Here is a 22773-nt window from a genome sequence, read left to right as displayed (position 1 = left end):
GCACCGATTTGTGCCCCGCAGGGGCACTCTTTGGGAGGGCGGACGCCCGACATGCACAGTTTCGCTTGTGGCAACAGTGAAGAAATTGGCAAATGCGATTGCCCTGTTTCCACACCTATTGCCCAGAATTGGCGGCGGCACGCTCCTGGATTGCCATGGCAGAGACAAACGACTCTTGCCGACCCATACCCCAATCAAAAAGGTTGGATCAGGTGCAGGCCAACAGTTTGCCAATTGGGCCCCTGTTCTACCTCAAACCAATTGCGATAGAAGAGTCGCATGGAGGTTTTGTCAAACAACGGAAACAATCCCGATATTTGCATGGCATGCTCTTTCCGGGTATCTGCCAGCTTGACCCCATCTATCTCGCTCTCTCCACCATACTGAAAAACATAGCCCAGAGAAAGATTCAAATCATTGGTCACCTGCTTGGAAAGTCCGCCCTGCAGTGTATATAACTCTCCACGCGATCTTGTTTGCCGATTGACACCATAATCAGAGTTATCGGAAAAAAAGGTGACCCCACCGATCAACTTACCTTCCCATTCATTGGGCAACGCCAAAGAAAGGGTGGTTTCCGGAGTGAATTCCCAACGATTGCCCCCTATATTGACAACCTGACGGTTATCATATTCACCCAACGGCACTGTCAACCAGCCATTGATCCCCCAATACACACCTTGCTCTTTGTTCTCATAAGGCCAAAAACCAGCCATCACATAGGGGTCGCCCATTGCCGATGCCGATTCATCCATATTTGTAGAGGATTGTTTGACATGAAAGTGCGCGTAAGGAACCCCCACCCGAAAGACAAACAAACGATCAGCCAACTTGCGATAGGTGGTCAGTCTCGCGGTCACCGCATCTGCATTCATACGCAGATCCGCATCGGTAGCCATACCGTTGTGATTCCACCCTTTGCTCCAGCTATGATGATAATACAATGCTGCAAAATTTTTTCCAGCAGAGGTTGGGAAAGAGTCATCTGGATCAACATCAGCATAGAGTGGTACACTCAGCAAAACAGCACTGACACTCACACAAAAATAGCGCAATAACATAGATTCCTCCTCTTGTTTGTCCCGTTGTAACTATTCAAGTTGGTGCTGGCTCGCCAAATCTACCCGGTTTGCGATGACTCGCCAACTCTACCCCCATGGGGATGCTGCGCGCATTGGCGCAAAAAAACGCGCCAATGCGCACAGCTTGCTTCCATTAGGCGCTTAAGCCGACGCAAAAAGCGCGTCGGCTTGTTGTGAAAAGCGCGCCAAAAACACAAAACAAAACCCCAGAGGCTCCGCCTCTGGACTCCGCCAGGGAGGTGCCCTCCCTGGACCCGCAATAGTTTTGGGTGCTGAATAGTTACGTCCCGTTTGCCTGTCCCGAACCAAGATACCATGTTGTTACAAAGATAACTTAATAGATTAATATTGCAAAGTTCTCGTTATAGAGTATAAACAGGAGAGGAGCAAATACAAGTTATTTTCATAAAAATGATATGATTTGTTCAATTTTTATACTCTGCGCGCCGCCGACTGTCGCACGAAAGGGTAATCACCTGACAACAGAAAGGGTGCCACGCAAAAAAAATGGGCGATGCAAAAACATTGCCGCCGGAATGGAACCACACAGACATGAGAGAGTTGTCAAGATATTGCAGCAGAAACAAGACTGTACAGAAAAGAGGGCAGGAAAAAAGCGGTACCACAGAAAAGGTATGACACAAAACAGGATCGCTTGCTTACGGATCCTTGGGCACAATAAAGACAATTTCGTCTGGATAGACCATCCCCAGTTCGCGGCGGGCAACCTCCTCTAACGCCATCGGATCCTTCTCCAACATCATGATCTCATCCTTGATCTGCTGGATCCGTTTTTCTACCAGTTTTACATCCTCCATCACCAACATATATTGCTTCTGGGTCTGCCGCCAACGTACCAATCCCTGATCACCAAACCACAGGATATATTGAATCCAGACGTTGGCCACCAACAAAAATAAACCTAAAAACACCCCAAATGAGGAGGTATGCTCTGAACTGCTCACCCTCTCTTCTCCCCCACCATCAGCGCAACCTCATTGTCAAAGCTCCGTGACCTGTGACCACTCTTGCGGCAAAATAGACTCTTTTCACTTTGAACGGCAAGGATTCTCTCAGCCATGACCCAACCTGCTTTTCCTCAACAGAACTCTTCCGCAACCAAACACTGCCAAGAGTTTCTGCGCTTTGCCTTGGCTGCCGAAGTGCTGCGCTTCGGCCAATTTCAAACCAAAGCCGGACGTCTCTCGCCCTATTTTTTTAATGCCGGTCTCTTTCACAGCGGTGCGCAACTGGCACAATTGGGCGCCTTTTATGCCGACACCCTGGTGCAATCGGGCCTGCAGTTCGATATGCTGTTTGGACCGGCCTATAAAGGCATCCCGCTGGCCACCGCCACCGCTACCGCTCTCGCTCTGCGCCATCAACGTGATCTCCCCATCGCCTACAACCGCAAAGAGGCCAAAGATCATGGCGAAGGGGGTCAATTGATCGGTGCACCCCTGCAAGGACGGGTAGTGATCATCGATGATGTAATCAGTGCCGGCACCTCTGTACAGGAGTCGGTGCAATGGATTCGCCAAGCCAAAGCCGAATTGGCTGGTGTCATCATCGCCCTCGACCGCCAGGAACAGAGCACACACTCGACACAGAGCGCCGTGCAAATCGTCCAACAAGAGTTGGGCATCCCCGTGCTCGCCATCGCCCGCCTGCAGGATCTTCTGCCCCTGCTCGAACAGACTCCCAGCCTGCAAGAATATCTGCCAGCCATCCTGGAGTATAAAGCACGCTACGGCGCACTGTAGAACCAGAATTGGCCCACAGCCACTGCCCTTGCCCGCCAGGAGAGCTCACACCGGCACCAGCAACCGGCAGTGGCGCAAGCCAGCTCTCCCCCTGTGGCACACCCCCTTACCGGCAGTGACGCAAAGCCATCACCGCCTTGGTGCTGCCCTTGAGCGGCACCGTATATTTGAACATCGTCTTGCCATTGGAAAAAGAGACAATCATCTTGGTGCGTTTGCCCAACAGACCCAAAATCCCCTGGGTATTTTCCAAATATTGCCAGCGCCAATAATTATCCTTGGCGGAAGCATCGGCAACAAAATTAATATCCTTCGGCTTATCCTGATCGAACTGAATGCGTACCTTCTTCTGCGCTACACCGATGCGCGCCTTCTCGGTAAACATCTCGCCAAAAAATTCGTCCGATGGAAACAATGCCAAAATCGCCGCTGGTTCCTGATCCCCTTCATGCAACAGAATCTCCAGTTTGCAGGTTCCCTCTACCTTGCGTACCGTATAACGACCGCTCTTGTAGATCTCCTTGGCGTGCAGGTCACCCCACGGCACCATCACCAGCAGGCCCAGCATGACAAGCATCACGCGCATCGCGTAACCCTCCTTCTTCTGACAATTTTACCACCTACCACAAACCAACCGGTTTCGTTATTAGCCAGTTATGGTAACCTACCAGAGGGCGTGTTGCCAGTCACAATGTCAATTGCATCGCAACAATTTTTTGCCGCATGATAGCAGCCAGCCCTTTTTCCTCTTAACCTCCTTTGGCGCCTGGATCGTGGAAAATGTATCAACAAACTGATAAATATACAAAAAAGCTCCAACAACTCCACTCCGTACTGCACAAACGCATCCTTATTCTGGATGGCGCCATGGGTACCATGATCCAAAGCTACCAACTGAACGAAGCCGATTTTCGCGGCAGCCGCTTTGCCAATCATCCCACCGATCTGCAAGGAAATAATGATCTGCTCAACTTGACCCGCCCCGATGTGATCCAGGCCATCCATCGCGCCTATCTGGAAGCGGGTGCCGATATTTTGGAAACCAACACCTTTAACGCCAACGCCATCTCACTCGCCGACTATGGCATGGAAGAGTTGGCCTATGAACTCAACTTCCGTGCAGCGCAACTGGCACGTGCGGTGGCCGATCAGGCCGAACAAGAGCATCCGCACTGGCCCCGTTTTGTGGCCGGCGTGCTGGGTCCAACCAATCGCACCGCCTCCCTCTCTCCCGATGTCAACAATCCAGGCTATCGCAATGTCACCTTCCGCGATTTGGTGGCCGCCTATGGCACCGCCATCTCTGGTCTGGTCGATGGTGGCGCCGACCTGCTTTTGGTCGAAACCATTTTTGATACCTTGAACGCCAAAGCTGCCCTGTTCGCAATTAGCGAATATAATGCCAGCCGCGACCAACCCCTGCCGATCATGATCTCGGTCACCATCGCCGATCAGAGTGGCCGCACCCTCTCCGGGCAGACCGTCGAAGCCTTCTGCCATTCGGTCAGCCATGTCCGCCCCCTTACCCTGGGTCTCAACTGTGCCCAAGGGGCCGAGCAGATGCGTCCCTATCTGCTGGAGCTCGGCCTGCTCACCGATGCCCTGATCTCCGCCCATCCCAACGCTGGCCTGCCCAACGAACTGGGCGGCTATGACGAAACACCAGAGGCCATGGCAGAACAAATTGGTGAATTTGCCCGTTCCGGCCTGATCAACATCATCGGCGGCTGTTGCGGCACCACACCGGCCCATATCCGTGCCATTGCCGCTGCCGTGCGTGACCTGCCACCACGACAACCCGCACCCCGCAAGGTTGGCTGCCGTTTGAGCGGCCTGGAAGCCTTCAACATTACCCCAGAGAGTCTCTTCGTCACGGTCGGCGAACGCACCAATGTTGCCGGTTCACGCCATTTTGCCCGTCTGATTCTCGATGGCCATTTTACAGAAGCGCTCGCTGTAGCCCGCAAGCAGGTGGAAGATGGCGCCAATCTGATTGACATCAACATGGACCATCCCCTGCTCGATGCCCCCACCGCCATGACCCGCTTTCTCAACCTGCTGGCCTCGGAGCCCGACATCAGCCGGGTACCGATCATGCTTGACTCCTCCAACTGGCCGGTCCTGGAAGCAGGTCTGCAAGCCCTGCAAGGACGCGGCGTGGTCAACTCAATCAGCCTGAAAGAGGGGGAAGCCATTTTTCTGGAGCAAGCCAGACGGGTGCAACAATATGGTGCTGCCGTGTTGGTGATGGCCTTCGATGAACAGGGGCAGGCCGATACTTTGGCGCGCCGCCAGGAGATCTGCCAACGCGCCTATCGCCTGTTGACCGAACAGGCGGGATTTCTTGCCGATGAGATCATCTTTGACCCCAACATCTTTGCCGTTGCCACCGGCATTGAAGCCCACAACCGCTATGCCCTGGACTATTTTGCATGCTGCCGCTGGATCAAAGCGCATCTGCCTGGCGCCTTGATCAGTGGCGGGGTCAGCAATGTCTCTTTTTCCTTTCGCGGCAACAACCCGCTGCGCGAAGCCATTCATGCCGTCTTCCTCCATCATGCCATCCAGGCAGGCATGGATATGGGCATTGTCAACGCGGGACAACTGCCCATCTACCCGGAGATTCCCCAACAGTTGCGCCAGTTATGCGAGGATCTGCTGCTGGATCAGCGCGCCGATGCCACAGAACGTCTGCTGGAACTGGCCGAAGAGCTGAAAGCCTCTACCACTGCCGATACCGGCAAAGAGAAGCAGTTAGTCTGGCGACAAACAACGGTGCAAGAGCGGTTGATCCATGCCGTCGTCAAAGGGATCACCGACTATATCGATGCCGATGTGGAAGAGGCGCGTCTGGCCGCCAGCCATCCCCTGGCAGTGGTAGAGGGTCCATTGATGCAGGGCATGGATCAAGTGGGCGAACTGTTTGGCGCCGGCAAGCTCTTTTTGCCCCAGGTGGTCAAAAGCGCCCGGGTGATGAAACAGGCGGTCGCCGGTCTGTTGCCCTATCTGCTCGCCTCCGGCAGTACAAGCAGCAGCTCACACAAGGGGCGTATCCTGTTGGCCACCGTCAAGGGAGATGTGCATGATATTGGCAAAAATATTGTCAAGGTAGTCCTGCAGTGCAACCATTATGAGGTGATCGACCTGGGGGTGATGGTGGAGGCGGCCACCATCCTGCAGCAGGCACGTCTCCAGCAGGTGGATATGATTGGCCTCTCTGGCCTGATTACCCCCTCCCTGGAGCAGATGGCCCTGCTGGCGCAAGAGATGCAGCGCCAGGGTTGGACCATTCCGCTGTTGATTGGCGGAGCCACCACCTCGCAACTGCATACTGCCGTCAAAATCGCTCCGCACTATTCCGGGGTCGTGGTCCAGGTCAAGGATGCCTCGCAAGCGGTCGGTGTCGTGGCGCGTTTGCTCAACCATGAGGAGCGGACACACTATATCGCCGAGATACAAAAACAGCAGCAACGTCTGCGACAAAATTATGCAGCACGGCAAAATCGGGGCCGCAGCATCACCCTCAACACAGCCCGACAGAACCGTTGCGTTATCGATTGGGCAAGCACACTCCCCCCGGCACCGCAGCGTTTGGGAGTGCACTGCGTCACCCCCCCATTGCAACAGTTGGTAGAGTATATCGACTGGAGCCCCTTCTTTCACACCTGGGAGATGAATGGTCGTTATCCCGACCTGCTCGCTGATCCTGAAAGTGGTGCTGCCGCCAGCAAACTGTTCCAGGATGCCCAACAATGGCTGGAAAAAATTTTGGCCGAAGAGCTGTTGCAAGCAAAGGGGGTTTATGCTCTCTATCCGGCCAACAGTACCGAGCAGGATGATATTGAGCTCTATAGTGATCCCAGCCGCAGCCAGTGCATCGCCCGCGTACACACCTTACGCCAACAGGCGGAAAAAGGAACCGGACACCACTCTCTGGCATTGGCCGATTTTATTGCCCCCCGTGCCAGTGGTTTGCCCGATCATCTGGGTCTGTTTGCGGTCACCTGCGGTATTGGTTTGGAGGAGGCGGCAGGGGCCAGAGAGCAGATGGGGGATGATTATGGCTCCATCATGTTGAAGGCTCTGGCGGATCGTCTGACGGAGGCTTTTGCCGAATGGCTGCATCGGCAGATTCGCCGCCAGGAGTGGGGCTATGCCTCTGCGGAACAGCTCAGCAATGAGGAGTTGATTCGTGAAAGCTATCAGGGGATTCGCCCGGCACCCGGCTATCCGGCCTGTCCCGATCACACAGAAAAAGAGACCATTTTTTCTTTGCTTGAGGCCACCCGGCACACCAGCATGCGTTTGACCGAAAGTGGTGCCATGATCCCCCAGGCGGCCATATGCGGCTACTATTTTGCCCATGCGCAGAGCCGCTATTTCCGGGTCGATCATCTTGGCCGCGACCAGATTGCCGAATATGCCGAACGCAAAGGGATGAGCATTGTCAGCGTGGAAAGATGGCTGGCTCCGGTGCTGGGTTATGAACCGGATGGAGAGGGGTAACCATGTCCTGGCTGGAAATGCTTTGGCTACTGCTCCTGCTCATCACCCTTGGTGGTGTGGCCATTGGCCGACTGCCCCGACTGGCCATGAATCGCGCCACCATCTGCCTGGCTGGTGCCACTCTGCTGGTGCTCAGTGGCGCCATCCCCTATCATGAGGCACTGCAGGCCATCGACCTGCACACCCTCACCCTGCTGCTGGCCATGATGATCATCAATATCCATCTGCGCATGGCCGGTTTTTTCAGTTGGGTCGCCTACCATACCACCGCCGCCCAACTGCATCCACGTCTGCTGCTTGCTTTGCTGATGTTGGTATCGGCATTACTGTCTGCCCTCTTTCTCAACGATACCATTGTCCTGGCCTTCACTCCCCTGGTTTTGGAGGTGGTATTGATGGCCGGTTTGCCACCCATTCCCTTTCTCATCGGTCTGGCCACAGCCGCCAATATCGGCTCTGTTGCCACCTTGATCGGCAACCCGCAAAACATGTTGATCGGCATCGCCTCGGCCATCCCCTTCACCCCCTTTCTGCAGGCTCTGGCACCGGTGGCCCTGGGCAGCCTGCTCATCGCCTGGCTGCTGCTTCTTCTTCTCTACCCCAAACAGCTCAGCCAACGCCCCATCGCTCTACCTCCGCCCGCCCCCTTGCACATGCACCACACCCTGCTGCGCAAAAGCCTGCTGGTCACCCTCCTGCTGCTCGCCACATTGCTCGCTGGCATGCCTGTCTCCCTGGCCGCCATCAGCGCCGCCACACCGCTGCTGATCACCCGCCGTTGGCCAGCCGATGAAATTCTCCAGGAGATCGATTGGCCGCTGCTTCTCTTCTTTGCCGCCCTTTTTATTGTCACCCGAGCGGTGGAAAGTTCCGGTTTCAGCCACTCTTTCCTGCAACTGCTCCCTGCTGCCGACACCTTGCAACTGCCGGCCTTGGCCTGGAGCAGCATGCTGCTCAGCAATCTGGTCTCCAATGTTCCTGCCGTCCTGCTTCTCAAACCGTTGGTCAGCCAGCTTCCCTGGGCAGAAAAGGCTTGGCTTACCCTGGCCATGGCCACCACCTTGGCGGGCAATCTCACCCTGCTCGGCTCGGTCGCCAACCTGATTGTCGCCGAATCGGCCCGCAAGCAAGGGGTCACCCTCGGCTTTTGGCCCTATCTGCGGGCCGGGCTGCCCATCACGCTGCTCACCCTGTTTTGGGGGATCTATTGGCTCTCTCGCCCTACCTAAAAAAAGGTAACTATTCACCACCCAAAATTATTGCGGGTCCAGGGAGGGCACCTCCCTGGCCGGGTCCAGGGATGGAATCCCTGGGATTTTGCTTTTAATCTTTTGCCTTTGGCGCGCTTTTCAAACTAAGCCGACGCGCTCTTTGCGTCGGCGCAGCGCGCCTAATGGAAGCAAGCTGTGCGAATTGGCGCGCATTTTTGCGCCAATCCGCACAGCATCCCCATGGGAGTAGAGCTGGCGAGCCATCACGAACCTGAATAGTTACAAAAAAAACCGGGAGAGTCTCCTCCCCCGGCTGGCATCCTGCAAACCACTTGGCTTTGCTTAGGAAATCTTCACCACAATATCGTGCAAGAAGTTGCCGGCACGTGACAGCTCATGACCTGCATCCGACAGATGACGATAAATTTCCCGGCGTTTGAAAATCTCCAAGACATAAGCCATCGCTTCCATCTTGGAATCTGCGGTATCGTTTTTCAAGCCATCCATGACCTTGTCGGCTTTGAACAACTCGGCCAAGGCACGGCGGAAACATTTGTCCAGATTGTGTTTGGCCTGCACTGCCACATGGGCATCGCTCTCGGCCAGGGGGGTATCTTTGCCACCAAGCTTTTTGTAGCCACGATTCAAGGCCACATTGGCTTCACGCAACAAAACCGCCATCTCCATGGTATATTGATCCGAGGGCACACCCAGGGTTTGCATCTCTTGCACAATCGTCGACATGTAGGTCATGGTCACACCCACAGAGGTCATGGCCCGCTGCAGATCTTCACGATCCAACGGCGTGGCAAAAGCATTGGCCAACACATCCAGATTGCGCGCTTTCAAGGCATCCTCTTCACTCTCCAGACGAATCACCTTGTCTGCAACCGATTTGCTGCTGGTCTGCATAAAATCCACCATCGCATCAGAGGCTTGCGAAACCAGTTCGCACTGCTCCAAAATCATGCCATAAAAGTTCGGCATGCGGGGGAAAACTGCGTTGGTGATGCCACTGATGAAAGAATTGCTACCGCCCATCTTTTAACTCTCCTCTATAATGTCAGGATCACATATGGATCCGGTTATGAACGTGAAACTGTCTCGTAAGCAAACTGCCGAATCAGTGCACACCCAGCACATATTTGGCAAAGGCAAAGGATAACGCACCTACCAAACCCGATCCGGGAATGGTGATGATCCAGGTGCTGACAATCTCCGATGCCTTGCTCCAACGTACATCTTTGGCCCGTTCTGAAGAGCCCACACCCATGATCGCCGAGCTGGCCACGTGGGTTGTGGAGACCGGCATACCAAACTGCGAAGCACCAAGGATCAAGGCTGCAGAGGTCAACTGCGCACTCATGGCATGCAGAGGACGCACCTTGTAGATACCGAAACCAATCGTGCGCACAATACGCCAACCACCGGAAAGAATACCCAAGGTGATCACGATCGAGCAGGCCAACATCACCCAGAAGGGAATTTCAAACTTGGGGGTCATACCACCCAACATCAAAATCAACGCCACAATACCCATACTCTTCTGGGCATCATTGGAGCCGTGCGAAAAGGCCAAGGCAGCCATGGTGAAAAATTGCGAACGTTTCAGCCAATTGTTGGCCGATGGTTTGGCACGCATCAACAACCAGCGCATCAGCTTGAAGAAGAAAAATCCGGTCCAGAAGGCAGCCAGCGGGGAGATAATCAGTGCCGCCACCGTCTTGGTCACGCCAGTCAGTTTGTGTTTTTCCATCAACGCATCCACACCCCACACCACATGATCGGCACCGGCAGCAAACAACACCGCGCCCACCAAACCACCAACCAAAGCATGGGAAGAGGAGGAAGGAATACCAAACCACCAGGTCAACAGGTTCCAGAAGATCGATCCCAACATGCCACAGAAAACTACAGTCATGGAAAGCGTCGGCGTCAGATCGCTGATCTTGGCGATACCTCCAATCGTGTTGGCCACTGCTGTACCACCCAACAGGGGGCCAAGAAATTCAAAAGTGGCCACAATGATGACCGACTGAATCGGCGTCATGGCCCGTGACGCAATAACGGTTCCGATGATGTTTGAGGCATCGTGGAAGCCGTTGGTGTAGTCGAAGATCAGAATGACTACCACCGTGGCAACAGCCAGATTGTATATGATGTCGCTACTCATGTCTCACCCTTCTGGTTTCCCTTTCCTGTTGATTGTGAATGTTTCGTGACAATAGATTCCCCATTTATCGCCTCCCGGGGCACGATCACGCCTCTGACCGCCCCAGGTGAATTATCTGTGACACAGAATAGCGACATATATGACGAAATGGAAAGGTTTTTATCACAGAAATGTGAATTACTGGTTACGTTTATGTAACATTTTCGTTACAAGTCAAAAAAGCATGTTGCATTGCGGCAATAGCCTCGGCAACCGCCACAAAATGCTCTTGCATCAGCGCCAAAAGAGGGGAATTAACGTCAGTGAGAGATGTTACAAAGAGAATCAAAAGAACTTACGACCGTTGCCTGCCCCTGCTCCGCTATCCAGGGTAGCCAACTCTTGCTCTGATGAACGAATCCGACGCAAACGAATCTCGCCGGTCGCCGTAGAAAAGATCAACTGCCGTGCCCACGGCCCACCCACATCGGAGGCCGTCAAATGCAAATGGTGGGCGCGAATAAAGGACAGTGCTGTATCCACATTGCGCTTGCCAATGGTAAAACCCGGTGCATCCAACACCGCTCCGCTACCGCCAAACATCATTCCGCCACCAAACAGCTTCACCTCCAGCTCCTGGCGGGCAATACCACGCTGCTCAAAGCTGGCCAACAAATAGGGAAGAACACAGGAAACATAATCCCCCATTTCCCGACAGATCTTCACCCCGGTCAGAGGATGCGCACAGGCACGACTATCGCGTTTGCCATGACAGATTGCGCCAAAACGACTGCGTGGATGATAAAACACCACCGACACACACGAACCCAACACCGTGTGCACCTCGGCGCCACCACCGATAAACAGCTCCCCCGGATCCAGCCAGACCATCTCCATCTTTTTTTCCTATGCCAGTGGATCCGCCAAATAACGATCCAGACCCTCTTTCAAGATGGGCAGAGCCGCTCCATCCATCCACAACAACAGGGAACCTGCCACATCCTTGCCCAGCAAGGAAAAATCCACCCGCAACAACAGCCATTTCTCATCGACCAAAGAGCCGGACTCTGGCGAACGCTCCGGCAATAATTCATGGCTCAACTGCTGCGGAGTACCCCGGTAATAGTGTGGTGGCGCACAGTCAATCTCCGAAAGCAAAAGGGCACTCAATGAACTGACACAAGTATACAGCAACAGATCCCCTGTAGACTGCATCGTCTCCTCTTCCACCTGGAGCAGCAGCTCGTCCGGCAAATGGTTGCCATAGAGCGCATCCAGCAAATGGGCCACCTCCGCCGCCCGCAGCAACAACAGCGCCATGCCGGCAATCGCCCTGCTCTCGGCAAAAACAAAACGAAAGCGCATCCCCACCATGCCAATGGCACTGCCATACAGCTCCAACAAATGCGCGACGATCTCTCTCTCCGACAACAAACGCAAACAGGGCACCGACAGCGAGATCTCCCCATCAACCATCTCACTTAAGGTCGCTGCCGCTCTGCCAAAACTTAAGTTAAAAAGCTCGCGCAGCGTATCCTCTTCCAGCTCATCCAGACAGATCATCCCTTGTTTACCTCAACAGCCTCGGCTGCATAGCCGGCCAAGGGCAACCAGCAGGTAAACATCGCGCCCCGATCGGGATTATTGACCACCTGGATCTCTCCGCGATGGGCATCGACAATTTTTTTGACAATCGACAAGCCCAAACCGGTACTCTTCTCCTGTCCGGTTGGCTGGGTACTCAGCTTTTCAAAGATGCCAAAGAGCTTGTGCTGCTCGGTCTGCGGAATGCCGGGCCCCTGATCGACCACCTGCACAAACACTCCCTGCCGTTGCTGACCGGTCCGTACCAGTACCACGCTGTGCAACGGGGTAAATTTGATGGCATTGCTCAACAAGTTATCCACCACTTGCGCCAGACGTGCCCGATCAAAAGTGGCCAGCGGCGTCGGTTGCAAATCGGCCACCAGACGCACCCCTTTCTTCTCGGCGGTAAAGGTCAAGAGATGGACCCGCTCGGCTACCAATTCCGCCAAATCGCCATTGGCCAGACGCAAGGCAAAGGTACCACTCTCGATCACGCTGACATCCAACAGATCATTGATCAAACCCAGCATCTGATTGGCAACATTGTGAATGGTCTGCAAAAAATAGCGCCGCTCCTCCTCATCAAACTCCATCTGCAGCAACAGCTCGCTCAAGCCGGTGATCGAATTCAAAGGATTGCGTAAATCATGGGCTGCAATACCCAACAATTTATTTTTGGTGGCATTCAGCTCCAGCAAGTGACTCTTTTGCCGCTGCAAAGCCACATGGGTCTGAATGCGCGCCAAGGCGACCATCGGATTGAACGGTTTGCGAATAAAATCGACTGCTCCCACCTCCAAACCATGCGTTTCATCCTCGGTGCTGCTCTTGCCGGTAATAAATATCACCGGAATCCCGGCGGTCTCTGGATCCCCCTTCAGGCGTTGACACACCTCATAACCATCCAAACCAGGCATCATGATATCCAACAGGATCAAATCGGGGCGGGGATTGGCATGCGCCCGGCGCAAAGCCTGCTCTCCCGATTTGGCTACCAGGGTGCGATATTGCCCCTGCAACAGACCAACCAAGACATCGATATTGGTGCTCTCATCATCGACGATCAAGATCCGGGCCGCATCACCACTCATCTTCCTGCTCCTTATCTGTGCCTGTTTAACCCGCCAGCCCTTGCTGCAACCCCTCCCGCAGACGCTGCACGCTCAACAACGCCTCCTCAAATTCATACTCATCCACCTGCGCAGCCAAACGCTCCACCTCACCGGCAAACCGACCGCTGGCAAAATGGCGGCGCAATTGCTCCAGCAAATCCCTGGCATCCGAATCTCCCTCTTCGATCAGACGCGACAAACGGTTTAACAACTCTGGCAACGGCAGCAGATCCTGTTCCGTGCTCTCCGGCTCGCCTTGCCGTGCGGCATCTGCCATACTCTGTTGCCATGCGGCCAAACCGTGCAACACCAGCGACAACTCTTCCTGCAGACAGACAAACAAAGGGGGCCACTCCTCCTGTCGCTTCTGCAGCCACACCACCGCTTCCAACTCTTGTGCTGCCCGCTGCAGCCCCTGCGCCGCTACGGTCCCAGCAACCGCCTTCAAGGTATGCACCAGGCGATGCGCCTCTTCCGCCTTGCCTTCTGTCACCAACTCCTGCAAGCGCTCACTGCAATCCCGATAACGACTGAGCACATCACCTAAAATTTTTCTGTATAATTTGCGATTGCCATTGAGGTTGCGCAAACCCACGCCTGTATCGATGCCTGGAAGGGTGTCTGGTATCGCAACCTCTTCCTCCTCTTCCCGCACAACGGAGCGACTCTCCTGACGGTTGCGCACCCGGCAATAACGGGCCAAAGTGGCAAACAAATGCGGAGGATGGACCGGCTTGCCAATATGATCATTCATCCCGGCCTGGATACACTTTTCCCGATCCCCAGCCATGGCGTTGGCAGTCATGGCGATGATGGGCAACCCGGAAAAACGCTCTTCGCTGCGAATGGCCCGCGTCGCCGCATAGCCATCCATCACCGGCATCTGCACATCCATCAACACCACATCAAACTCTGTCTCCTGCACTGCCGCCACCGCCTGCTGCCCATCGGCGGCAATCTGCACCTCCATCCCCTCTCCACTCAACAGCTCATAGGCCACCTGCTGATTGATCTCATTATCCTCCACCAACAAGACACGGATCCCACGCCAATCGCGAATCGGCTCCTCCTGACGCAGACCACTCACTCCCCCGCTACGTTTGTGACCCTCCCCCTCGCGTCCCAATACCGAGAGCACCATCTCAAACAGGATCGATAACGAAACTGGTTTGGTCAAAAATCCCGATACCCCAACCCCCTGGGCGGCCACCATCACATCCTCACGCGAATAGGCAGTCACCATGACTATCTTGGGAATGCGCGTCTCTGGAAAACGCCGGTTGATCTCGCGGGTGGTGCGAATGCCATCCATCTCCCCCATCTGCCAGTCCAAAAAAACCAATTGATAGGGACGACTCTGCGCCAATGCCCGTTCCATCTCAAAAAGAGCCTCCTCTCCAGAGGAGACACAGGTGACCTGAAAAGAGAAAGATTCAAAGGATTTTTGTAAAATCTCCCGCGAGACCGGATTGTCATCGGCAACCAAAACCCGCAATCCCACCAAATCTTTCGATGGCAGACGAAAACGCCGCCGTTCCCGATTGGCACGGGGAAAGGTGGCGGTAAAATGAAAATGGCTGCCCACCCCCGGCCAACTCTCCACCCAAATCCGGCCCTGCATCATCTCCACCAGACGTTTGCTGATGGTCAAACCCAAACCGGTGCCACCAAAACGGCGCGTAGTCGAGGAGTCGGCCTGGGTAAAGGCGGTAAACAGACGACCAACCTGTTCCGGGGTCATGCCAATGCCGCTATCCTGGACCTGAAAATGCAAAACCACCTGCAGCTCCTGCAGCTCCTCCACCCCCACCAATACCGTAATGTTGCCGCGCCGGGTAAATTTCACCGCATTATTGGTCAAATTGATCAACACCTGTCCCAAACGCAGTGCATCCCCCAACAGATTGAGTGGCACCCCACGCTCGACATGAAAATTGACCTCCAATCCTGCCTCTTCCGCACGCAACGATACCAGGTTGGCCACATTATGCAGCACATCGTCCAAATGAAACGGTACCGACTCCATGGTCAACTTGCCCGCCTCAATTTTGGAAAAATCCAGAATATCGTTGATAATACCGAGCAATGATTGCGCCGAAGCATGCACTTTGCTCAAATAATCGCGCTGTTTGGCGCTCAATTCGGTCTTCAAAGCCAAATGGGACATACCGATAATGGCATTCATCGGGGTACGGATCTCATGGCTCATATTGGCCAAAAAGTCGCTTTTGGCCTGATTTGCCTCCTGAGCTGCCTCTTTGGCGGCCTGCAACTGCAGCGCCTGACTGCGCAACACCTGCTCACGGGTCACCGTGTTGGTAATATCCTGGATCTGAATCAGACAATAGCGCTGCCCTTCACAGTCACGAATCGCTTTGATCATCACCAACTGACTCATGCGACTGGCGGTATCGTTCTGTTCCGAGGCGGTATATAAAGGAAAGGGAGTCGGCGTCAAACGATGCGACAAAGTGGTAGGCAAACCACTGTTCAGTGCACTCTCCACAGCCCGCGCAATCCGTGTTTCTGCCAACTCGGGAAACACCGCAAACAGAGGCCGCTCCAGCACCTCCCCAGCCAGCAAACGCGATCCGCGCTCCATCCAACCGTTCCACACAATGATCCGTTGCTCTGGATCCAGGAGGATCGTGCCCACTGCACTGACATCCAAAGCCCGCTGCAACAGTGTGGCATCCCACTCTGCCATGCTGCTCTCCACCTTGCTTAAAAAGCCCCCAGAATGACTGTCAACTCCCGCTTGAGAATCTCCATCGATGCCTGTGAAAACAACAACACCACAAAACCGCTTAATGTATGCTGCTTGCGCTCTTCATCGTGGGTTTTGAAATCCATCATCAACACGAAAGCCCGCTCTCCATCCCCCACCGGCAAAGCCTGACGTTGCGCTGCCAAATGGGACTCCAAATCCAATAAAAACTGCCCACTGCCACGCAAAAACTCTGCCGATTCAAACTCAAACTGCACCGACATCATCTGCGTAAAGCTCTCCAAAAAGGCATTCAAGACCACATTGCCCACATCCAACAAGGTCTCCTGCTCCAACTCCATCAATACTTCCAACGGCATCTGCTCATGCAGCAAGGTACGCACCAATTCCAGGCCACCCGCACCAGGAAAGATTAATAACGCGGTACCACTGAGTTCACCGGTAAAATTTTGTCGAATGGCCACCAGTCGCTCCTCTTGCCCGGAAAGCAACAGGTGTGTGGCCTCTTCGTAGGAGGCAATACGCAGCTTGGGCAAAGACAACAACACCTCATTGTTGACCATGCGGCTCAATGAGGCTGCCGCCATACCCAGACCCATATTAAAAAACTCTTTCAGCGCATCCTCTTCCATCTCAGTCAACAAAAAGACCGACTGCCCCTCTGCAGAGGGTAAGCGCAACTCCTGATCGTTCATCGTCTCTCTATCCCGAGACCAACAATTGCCTATCCCATAATCTCCACCAATTTATGCTCGGCAATCGGCTTCTTGATAAAACCAATCCCCAAGGCATCGGCCTTCTGCTGCATCCTCTCCTGGATGTTGGCCGTCACCAGATACAGGGCAATGCCAGGATATTGGACCATCAGCTTTTCCGCCAATTCAATACCATTCATCCCCGGCATATTAAAATCCAATAATGCCAAGTGTATCTCGCCCCCGGCAACTGCCAACGCCTCCTCCCCATCCTTGGCTTCCAGCAACTCCCACTCAGTAAAACGGGTGGAAAAAATTTTGCGTACCATCATCCGTGCCAAACTGCTGTCATCCACAACCAGCGCCCTTTTTTTACTCATCTTCTACTCCTTTTACCACCATTTCTCCGCTCTCAGCTCTGCAGCAACTCTGCCACATTCAATAAAAATGCTACCGAACCATCTGGTAAAACCGTCGTACCGGCCAAAACATGAATCCCGGAAAACAGGGATCCTACGGGTTTGATCACCAGATTGGCCGGTTCCAAAATCTGCTCCACCGCCACAGCAAAAATCTGCTCCTCACTTTGTACAACCACCACATGCAGCGCTGGCCAACCGCGCAACTGTTCGGTCAACTCTCCAGGATCCTCTTTTTTCTCACCCCAGGCCAACACCTGTGCCAAAACGACCAAAGGGAAGAGATGTTCCCGAACCCGCAACATAGGGGCACCCATCTTGCCCTGCACATGCTCCGCCACCTCTGCTCCATGGTAGGAGAGCAACTCGACAATCCCAGACTGCGGCAGGGCAAAGTTCTCCCCCCAAGCACGCACCAATAATACCGGGACAATGGCCATCGTCTGCGGAATGCGCAGGCGAAAGCGTGAACCACTTCCCAGGACACTGCTGATGCTGATCGTGCCCCCCAACTGCTCAACCGCCGTTTGTACCACATCCATTCCGGTTCCTCGACCGGATATTTTACTCACCTGCTCGGCAGTGGAAAAACCTGGCAAGAGAATCAGACGGAATATCTCTGCCTCCTGCAGCTCCCAAGCCCGATCCTCGGTCAACAAACCACTGCCAATCGCCTTGGCGCGCACCTTCTGTACATCTATGCCGCGTCCATCATCGGCAATCTCCAAATAGATCTGCCCCTGCCGTTGTTCCGCCGACAAATGGATCCGACCCACCGGCGATTTACCACTCTCTATCCTCTGCTCTGGCAACTCAATGCCATGATCGATGGCGTTGCGCAACAGATGTCCCATAATCTCTTTGACCACAATCAGAGCATTGCGATCCACCTCTGTCTCTTCCCCATGCAGCTCCAGCAGCACCTTTTTTTTGGTCTGTACCGCCAAATCCCGCACCAGTCGGTGAAAAGTTTCCCAAACCGGTCCAATCGGCTGCAAGCGATAGCGCAACACCTCATCCTGCAACGTTTGAATCTGTTGCCCCAACCCCTCCATTGCCGGCTCTATCTGCGTTGGCTGCCGCGACAAAGCATATTTTAATTGATTAAACCCGGCCCCCAACTCCCCCACATGATTCAACAAGGCATCCAGACGCTCAATCGACAAACGAATCGAATCGCTACGACCAGCAACCGCTTCTGCTTCTCCCCCCCGCCCGCCGGGCAACAGCAACTCCTCTGCCGCCTCACCTTCTGGCTCTCCTGCTCCCTCCTCAACTACCGTCTCCATACTCTCGGCACGGGCAATGATCCGTTCCAACTGCCGCAACAACCCAGTAAACTGGATCTCTCCCTCTGCACCACTCTGTTCGATAATCTGTAACGCCCGGCGCAACCCATCCAACACCTGCAACAACAGGCTGCCGATCTCCTGATCAATCCGCAACCTCCCAGACCGCATGTGCTCCAACAACGACTCTGCGGTATGGGCCAACTCCTCCGAACGGATAAATTCCATCATCCGGCAGTTGCCCTTGACCGTGTGCATATCCCGGAAAATAGCATGCAATAACGGTTGATTGCTCGGCATTCCCTCCAGTTGCAGCAAGCCCTGTTCGATCCGATCCAACGCCTCCCGGTTTTCGGAAAAAAACTCCTGCATCAATGCCCGCTGCGTCTCTTCGTCAAACATGCCTCTGCCATCCCGGATAATTTGCACCCCATTGTACCAGTGCACCTTGCAGATTAGACAGGGTACGCCAGCAAAAACAAGGATTGCAAAAAAAATTCATTTAACCTCTTGCTCCAAGCATGATACCCTTGCTACAAATCAAGCAATTTTGAAAATTAAGCAAAACCAGTAACATTTTTCGGAAAGTCCTGTCATGCAAACAGAACTTCAGCACATCTTGATTGTTGATGATGAACCGATCTACCAGGAGCTATTGGCTGGTTTGTTGCGTCACCACTATCGGATCTCCCTTGCCGAGCACGGACAGCAGGCTTTGCAGCTCTGTCTGGAACAGCCGCAGCCGGATCTGATTTTGCTGGACATTCGCATGCCTGAGATGGATGGCTTTGAGCTCTGTCGCCGTCTGAAAGAGAATCCCATTACCCGGCACATCCCGATCATTTTTGTTACTGGTATAGATGAAACTGGTCACGAAGCCAACGGATTTGCCGTCGGCGCCGTCGATTATATCAGTAAACCGATCAATCCTGCCGTACTGGCCGCCCGACTGCATACCCATCTCTCCCTGGCCAAACAGCGTCGGCAGTTGGCGCAACAAAGTCAGCAACTGGAACAACAGGTCCAGGAACGCACTCGCGACTTGGAACGGATTCAGGAAACCCTCCGTGAATCCATGGGCAATTTGTTGATCATCCCTGTTGCCCCAGGCGTTTTTTGGCTGCAAATTCCTGAAGCCAGCCTCTATATCCTCTGCGGCTGCCCCAGCGAAGTGGTCAAATTATTGATGCGCAAAGGTCTCAATACCAGCGCAGTCAAAAAAGGGGTTGCCTTTGAAACCGGTCCCAACGCCATTCTGCTCTCTGACCTGCTGATCCAAAATGGCAGCTTTGCCAACCTGGCGGAATTTCCGGTGCTGCAAATGCTCTATCGTCAGGGCATGATGATCCCCGGTCATCCCAACAATACCGGCATCAAGCCCCTGCTGATCGGTTCTGCAGAACAACTGCAATCGCAACTCGGCTATATCCATCGTGGCAACTATGGCCTGCTCAGCAAAGAGGAGATCATGGCCACCGGTATCGATGCACAGAGTGCCGAAAACATGATGCGCATCAAGTTAAAATTTGCCTTCGGACAGATTCGCAACCCGACGGAGTTTATCGACACCCTCGAACTCGATGAACAGGAGAAGGAGATCCGTCATGGCGTCACCATCCAACGCATCGCCTTCAACCATTTTCGGTTTCGCTACCGGGAGCATCAGGCAGAGGTCAACCTCAATCTGCCTCCCGATCAAACCTATCAGGCCCCTTATCCTCTGGGCTACCACCGGCTGAAACGCTACTATTTTGCCGTCCTGCATACCGGTGTCGGCGATGGCTGGGATCCCGATCGTCCGAGCATGAGCAGCGTCTTGATGTTTCAGGGGCGCATCTATCTGATTGATGTGGTCCCCGGTATCAGCAAAATTCTCAACGCCCTTGGTATCGGCATCAATGAACTGGCCGGGGTCTTCCACACCCATGCCCATGATGATCATTTTGCTGGCTTGCCAGAATTAATCCGTACCGATCGGCGCATTCACTATTTTGCCACCCCGCTGGTGCGTGCCTCTGTGGCCAAAAAATTTGCCGCCCTGCTCTCCATCGAAGAGAATAAATTTGAACAGTTTTTTGCCATCCATGACCTGAAATTTGATGTCTGGAACCGCATCGACGGTCTGGACATTATGCCGTTCTACTCCCCGCATCCGGTAGAAAACAATCTTTTGCTCTTCCGCGCCCTCGGAGAAGATGGCTATCGCACCTATGCCCATTGGGCCGATCTTACCAGCAGCGAAGTGCTCGATAAAATGGCTGGCAATGGCCCTCGGGATCTGCCCCCCTCGTATATCGCCAAAATCAAAGCTGACTATCACTATCCCGCTGATTTGAAAAAATTGGATATCGGTGGCGGCATGATCCATGGCAAAGCCCAGGATTTTGCCAAGGATCACTCCAAACGGCTGATTTTGGCCCATCTGGCCCGACCCTTGACCCACGAAGAGATGACCATCGGCAGCGCCGCCTCTTTTGCCTCGGTCGATATTTTGATCTCTGGCGAGCAGGATTATCGTCGGCAACGCATCTTTTGCTACCTCAAGGAGCTTTTTCCCGAGGTGGATGATTGCGAAATCCGCATGCTCACCAATGGCCATATCGTCAACCATAATGTCGGAGCGATTATTCGCCAGGATACCGATGAAGATGATGGCTATATCGACTTGATTGTCGCCGGGGAGTATGTCTACCGCGAGGCCAAAAGCAATGTGTGCAGCCATCTGGGTTTTGGCTCCTTCATGGGACTGCGCCGCCTGTATGATACCGTGCATCCCGACGAAGGGGTCTATCTGGCCGATTCACATGCCTCGGTTTTGCGCATGCCGATCTTCATGTTCAAGATTTTTCTGCAAGAAAATGGCCTCTCCACCACCTTTTACAACGCCCTGCAAACCATACGTTTTCTCAACCGTACCCGTCTGTTTGGGGAGCGTCTCTCCTTTGCCATGCTGTTTCAAATTGCTGCCTCCATGCACAAGATCACCCTGGCTGATGGCGCATGGATCGCCACCCCACTCAACGCGCCCACCATTTGGATTGTCGCTCAAGGATCAGTCGCCTTGATCGACACCGAGGATCGGGAACAAGAGATCATCACCAGCAACGGCTTTTTCGGGGAGCATACCTACCTGAATCTGCCACGCCCCTGGCGTTTTCGCAGCAAAGGGGAGAGCCAACTCTATCAGCTCAATTGGCAACAAATGCTGGAGGCACCGATTCTGCATTGGAAGTTGTTGGAAAGCTGTCAGAAAAGAACCACGCTGACCCTTGCCTAGGCATGAACATTCAGCGGATCAACACACCCGCAAAGAGCAGAAAGGCACCCCCTGCCACACCACCCAAGGTGATGGCCCGTGGCCAGGGGATGCCAAAAACTGCATGCAGCCCATGGGCTGTCAAAACCACCTCCACCGCCAGCACTGTCATATGCCAAGGGACAATCACTGCCGGCCCCCCCCAGCCCATTTTCACCAATAACACATCCAGTGGCAAACAGGGCAACCAGGGACCAAAAAAACAGAGCCCCACCAACTCCCAGGTTTTGCGAAAACTCATCGGCTTGATGGTGGCATAGGGCTCGCCACGCCGCCAGACGACATAGACAATCCCGGTCATCAAAAGCAGGCCATAGGGACCATATAAAAAAATCTCCATAAACCGATAGAGATCGGGATCAATGCCGAAGGGAACCGGCAACAACATGGGGCTGCGTTCCTGATACATGCTGACCATGGTGGTCAAAGCGGTCGATTGCCACCGAAAAAATTGCAACAAAACTGCCAGACGCAACAGATCATAGCCACGCAAACGGGTAAACAAGCCCGCCGGCTGCAATAAAAAAAATAAAAACAGATAGCGGATCAACCCTGACGCTCCCGCCAGATGCGCAACCCCTGGGCATTCAACATGCAATCCATCGCCAACCACTCTCGACAAAGGGGTTCGGCAATTGCAGAGTTGCCAGCATTCTGCAACTCCTGCCAAGCCAACTGCTGCAACGCCTCGCGCAAACCCTCTTCGCCCTCAGCCAAACCGCCATACTGGGCACTGAGTGCGGCAAAACGGTCCAACAACCGATGCAAACGCGCCGTCAAATGTTCGTTAAAGGGAATGCGACCAAAGTGGGTGACAAAATTCCAGCGTGCCCCCAAAGCTGCCAAACGGTCCAAGGTATGATGGCTGGCCTGCAGATCAAACTGTACCGGCGTGGTTGCCGGCATCAAGAGA

General features: G+C 54.0%; 17 protein-coding genes and 1 pseudogene. 4 read left to right on the top strand and 14 right to left on the bottom strand.

Annotated features, from left to right (window positions below):
* Positions 1-194: 194 nt before the first annotated feature.
* Together EJP87_RS04545 and EJP87_RS04540 are read right to left on the bottom strand one after the other, a co-directional pair.
* A complete protein-coding gene (locus EJP87_RS04545) occupies positions 195-1061 on the bottom strand; it encodes a transporter (protein ID WP_130470679.1) in 867 nt (288 codons plus the stop codon).
* A gap of 680 nt (positions 1062-1741) precedes the next feature.
* Positions 1742-2047 (bottom strand): FtsB family cell division protein, encoded by a 306-nt coding sequence (locus tag EJP87_RS04540; RefSeq protein ID WP_130470678.1) that lies wholly within the window; start codon positions 2045-2047, stop codon positions 1742-1744.
* A gap of 114 nt (positions 2048-2161) precedes the next feature.
* Between EJP87_RS04540 and pyrE the strand changes: the two genes are divergently transcribed.
* Complete coding sequence (gene pyrE / locus EJP87_RS04535; protein ID WP_130470677.1) at positions 2162-2845, top strand: orotate phosphoribosyltransferase; 684 nt, start codon at positions 2162-2164, stop codon at positions 2843-2845.
* Between the two features lie 106 nt (positions 2846-2951).
* On the opposite strand, the gene EJP87_RS04530 is transcribed toward pyrE, so the two are convergent.
* Positions 2952-3431 (bottom strand): hypothetical protein, encoded by a 480-nt coding sequence (locus EJP87_RS04530; RefSeq protein WP_130470676.1) that lies wholly within the window; start codon positions 3429-3431, stop codon positions 2952-2954.
* Positions 3432-3625: 194 nt separating this feature from the next.
* Here EJP87_RS04530 and metH point away from each other — a divergent pair, with 194 nt between their 5' ends.
* On the top strand, positions 3626-7351 hold the full coding sequence (metH, locus tag EJP87_RS04525; RefSeq protein ID WP_130470675.1) for a methionine synthase: 3726 nt from the start codon (positions 3626-3628) through the stop codon (positions 7349-7351).
* A gap of 2 nt (positions 7352-7353) precedes the next feature.
* Positions 7354-8580, top strand: a complete 1227-nt coding sequence (locus EJP87_RS04520; RefSeq protein WP_130470674.1) for an anion transporter — start codon at positions 7354-7356, stop codon at positions 8578-8580.
* A gap of 324 nt (positions 8581-8904) precedes the next feature.
* Here the strand turns inward: EJP87_RS04520 and EJP87_RS04515 are convergent, their stop codons facing one another.
* The 9 genes from EJP87_RS04515 to EJP87_RS04475 form a co-directional block, all read right to left on the bottom strand.
* Positions 8905-9603 (bottom strand): DUF47 domain-containing protein, encoded by a 699-nt coding sequence (locus EJP87_RS04515; protein ID WP_130470673.1) that lies wholly within the window; start codon positions 9601-9603, stop codon positions 8905-8907.
* Between the two features lie 82 nt (positions 9604-9685).
* Entirely contained in the window at positions 9686-10735 is a 1050-nt protein-coding gene (locus tag EJP87_RS04510; protein WP_130470672.1) for an inorganic phosphate transporter, read from the bottom strand.
* Positions 10736-11059: 324 nt separating this feature from the next.
* Positions 11060-11611, bottom strand: coding sequence for a chemotaxis protein CheD (locus tag EJP87_RS04505; RefSeq protein ID WP_130470671.1), 552 nt, complete (start codon positions 11609-11611; stop codon positions 11060-11062).
* A gap of 9 nt (positions 11612-11620) precedes the next feature.
* Positions 11621-12277, bottom strand: a complete 657-nt coding sequence (locus tag EJP87_RS04500; protein WP_130470670.1) for a hypothetical protein — start codon at positions 12275-12277, stop codon at positions 11621-11623.
* Complete coding sequence (locus EJP87_RS04495; RefSeq protein ID WP_130470669.1) at positions 12274-13392, bottom strand: hybrid sensor histidine kinase/response regulator; 1119 nt, start codon at positions 13390-13392, stop codon at positions 12274-12276. Before EJP87_RS04495 ends, EJP87_RS04500 begins: the two co-directional genes overlap by 4 nt.
* Before the next feature lie 25 nt (positions 13393-13417).
* Positions 13418-16120 (bottom strand): response regulator, encoded by a 2703-nt coding sequence (locus EJP87_RS04490; RefSeq protein ID WP_130470668.1) that lies wholly within the window; start codon positions 16118-16120, stop codon positions 13418-13420.
* A 17-nt stretch (positions 16121-16137) separates the two neighbouring features.
* A complete protein-coding gene (locus EJP87_RS04485; protein WP_130470667.1) occupies positions 16138-16836 on the bottom strand; it encodes a hypothetical protein in 699 nt (232 codons plus the stop codon).
* Positions 16837-16865: 29 nt separating this feature from the next.
* A complete protein-coding gene (locus EJP87_RS04480; protein WP_130470666.1) occupies positions 16866-17216 on the bottom strand; it encodes a response regulator in 351 nt (116 codons plus the stop codon).
* 32 nt (positions 17217-17248) lie between these two features.
* Positions 17249-18946 (bottom strand): chemotaxis protein CheA, encoded by a 1698-nt coding sequence (locus tag EJP87_RS04475; RefSeq protein ID WP_130470665.1) that lies wholly within the window; start codon positions 18944-18946, stop codon positions 17249-17251.
* 193 nt (positions 18947-19139) lie between these two features.
* Here EJP87_RS04475 and EJP87_RS04470 point away from each other — a divergent pair, with 193 nt between their 5' ends.
* Positions 19140-21821, top strand: a complete 2682-nt coding sequence (locus EJP87_RS04470) for a response regulator (RefSeq protein ID WP_130470664.1) — start codon at positions 19140-19142, stop codon at positions 21819-21821.
* Between the two features lie 10 nt (positions 21822-21831).
* Here the strand turns inward: EJP87_RS04470 and EJP87_RS04465 are convergent, their stop codons facing one another.
* The gene (locus EJP87_RS04465; protein ID WP_130470663.1) at positions 21832-22410 is read right to left on the bottom strand and encodes a hypothetical protein; all 579 of its coding nucleotides are present in this window, start codon (positions 22408-22410) and stop codon (positions 21832-21834) included.
* Positions 22407-22773 (bottom strand): annotated as a pseudogene (locus EJP87_RS17660) (MBL fold metallo-hydrolase); the annotation flags it as partial. The gene EJP87_RS04465 and the pseudogene EJP87_RS17660, both read right to left, overlap by 4 nt.

Origin of the sequence: Candidatus Magnetaquicoccus inordinatus (assembly GCF_004217665.1) — a bacterium.
In the GTDB taxonomy this organism is placed as follows: Bacteria; Pseudomonadota; Magnetococcia; order Magnetococcales; family Magnetaquicoccaceae; genus Magnetaquicoccus; species Magnetaquicoccus inordinatus.
This window is presented reverse-complemented; position numbering and strand designations above follow the sequence as displayed.

Bases quoted from the DNA above. Each gene is read 5' to 3' on its own strand.
- EJP87_RS04495 (WP_130470669.1), bottom strand. From the start codon at position 13,392: ATGAGTGGTGATGCGGCCCGGATCTTGATCGTCGATGATGAGAGCACC.
- EJP87_RS04485 (WP_130470667.1), bottom strand. From the start codon at position 16,836: ATGAACGATCAGGAGTTGCGCTTACCCTCTGCAGAGGGGCAGTCGGTC.
- EJP87_RS04480 (WP_130470666.1), bottom strand. From the start codon at position 17,216: ATGAGTAAAAAAAGGGCGCTGGTTGTGGATGACAGCAGTTTGGCACGG.
- metH (WP_130470675.1), top strand. From the start codon at position 3,626: ATGTATCAACAAACTGATAAATATACAAAAAAGCTCCAACAACTCCAC.
- EJP87_RS04470 (WP_130470664.1), top strand. From the start codon at position 19,140: ATGCAAACAGAACTTCAGCACATCTTGATTGTTGATGATGAACCGATC.
- EJP87_RS04530 (WP_130470676.1), bottom strand. From the start codon at position 3,431: ATGCGCGTGATGCTTGTCATGCTGGGCCTGCTGGTGATGGTGCCGTGG.
- EJP87_RS04510 (WP_130470672.1), bottom strand. From the start codon at position 10,735: ATGAGTAGCGACATCATATACAATCTGGCTGTTGCCACGGTGGTAGTC.
- EJP87_RS04515 (WP_130470673.1), bottom strand. From the start codon at position 9,603: ATGGGCGGTAGCAATTCTTTCATCAGTGGCATCACCAACGCAGTTTTC.
- EJP87_RS04475 (WP_130470665.1), bottom strand. From the start codon at position 18,946: ATGTTTGACGAAGAGACGCAGCGGGCATTGATGCAGGAGTTTTTTTCC.
- EJP87_RS04520 (WP_130470674.1), top strand. From the start codon at position 7,354: ATGTCCTGGCTGGAAATGCTTTGGCTACTGCTCCTGCTCATCACCCTT.
- EJP87_RS04505 (WP_130470671.1), bottom strand. From the start codon at position 11,611: ATGGAGATGGTCTGGCTGGATCCGGGGGAGCTGTTTATCGGTGGTGGC.
- EJP87_RS04490 (WP_130470668.1), bottom strand. From the start codon at position 16,120: ATGGCAGAGTGGGATGCCACACTGTTGCAGCGGGCTTTGGATGTCAGT.
- EJP87_RS04545 (WP_130470679.1), bottom strand. From the start codon at position 1,061: ATGTTATTGCGCTATTTTTGTGTGAGTGTCAGTGCTGTTTTGCTGAGT.
- pyrE (WP_130470677.1), top strand. From the start codon at position 2,162: ATGACCCAACCTGCTTTTCCTCAACAGAACTCTTCCGCAACCAAACAC.
- EJP87_RS04500 (WP_130470670.1), bottom strand. From the start codon at position 12,277: ATGATCTGTCTGGATGAGCTGGAAGAGGATACGCTGCGCGAGCTTTTT.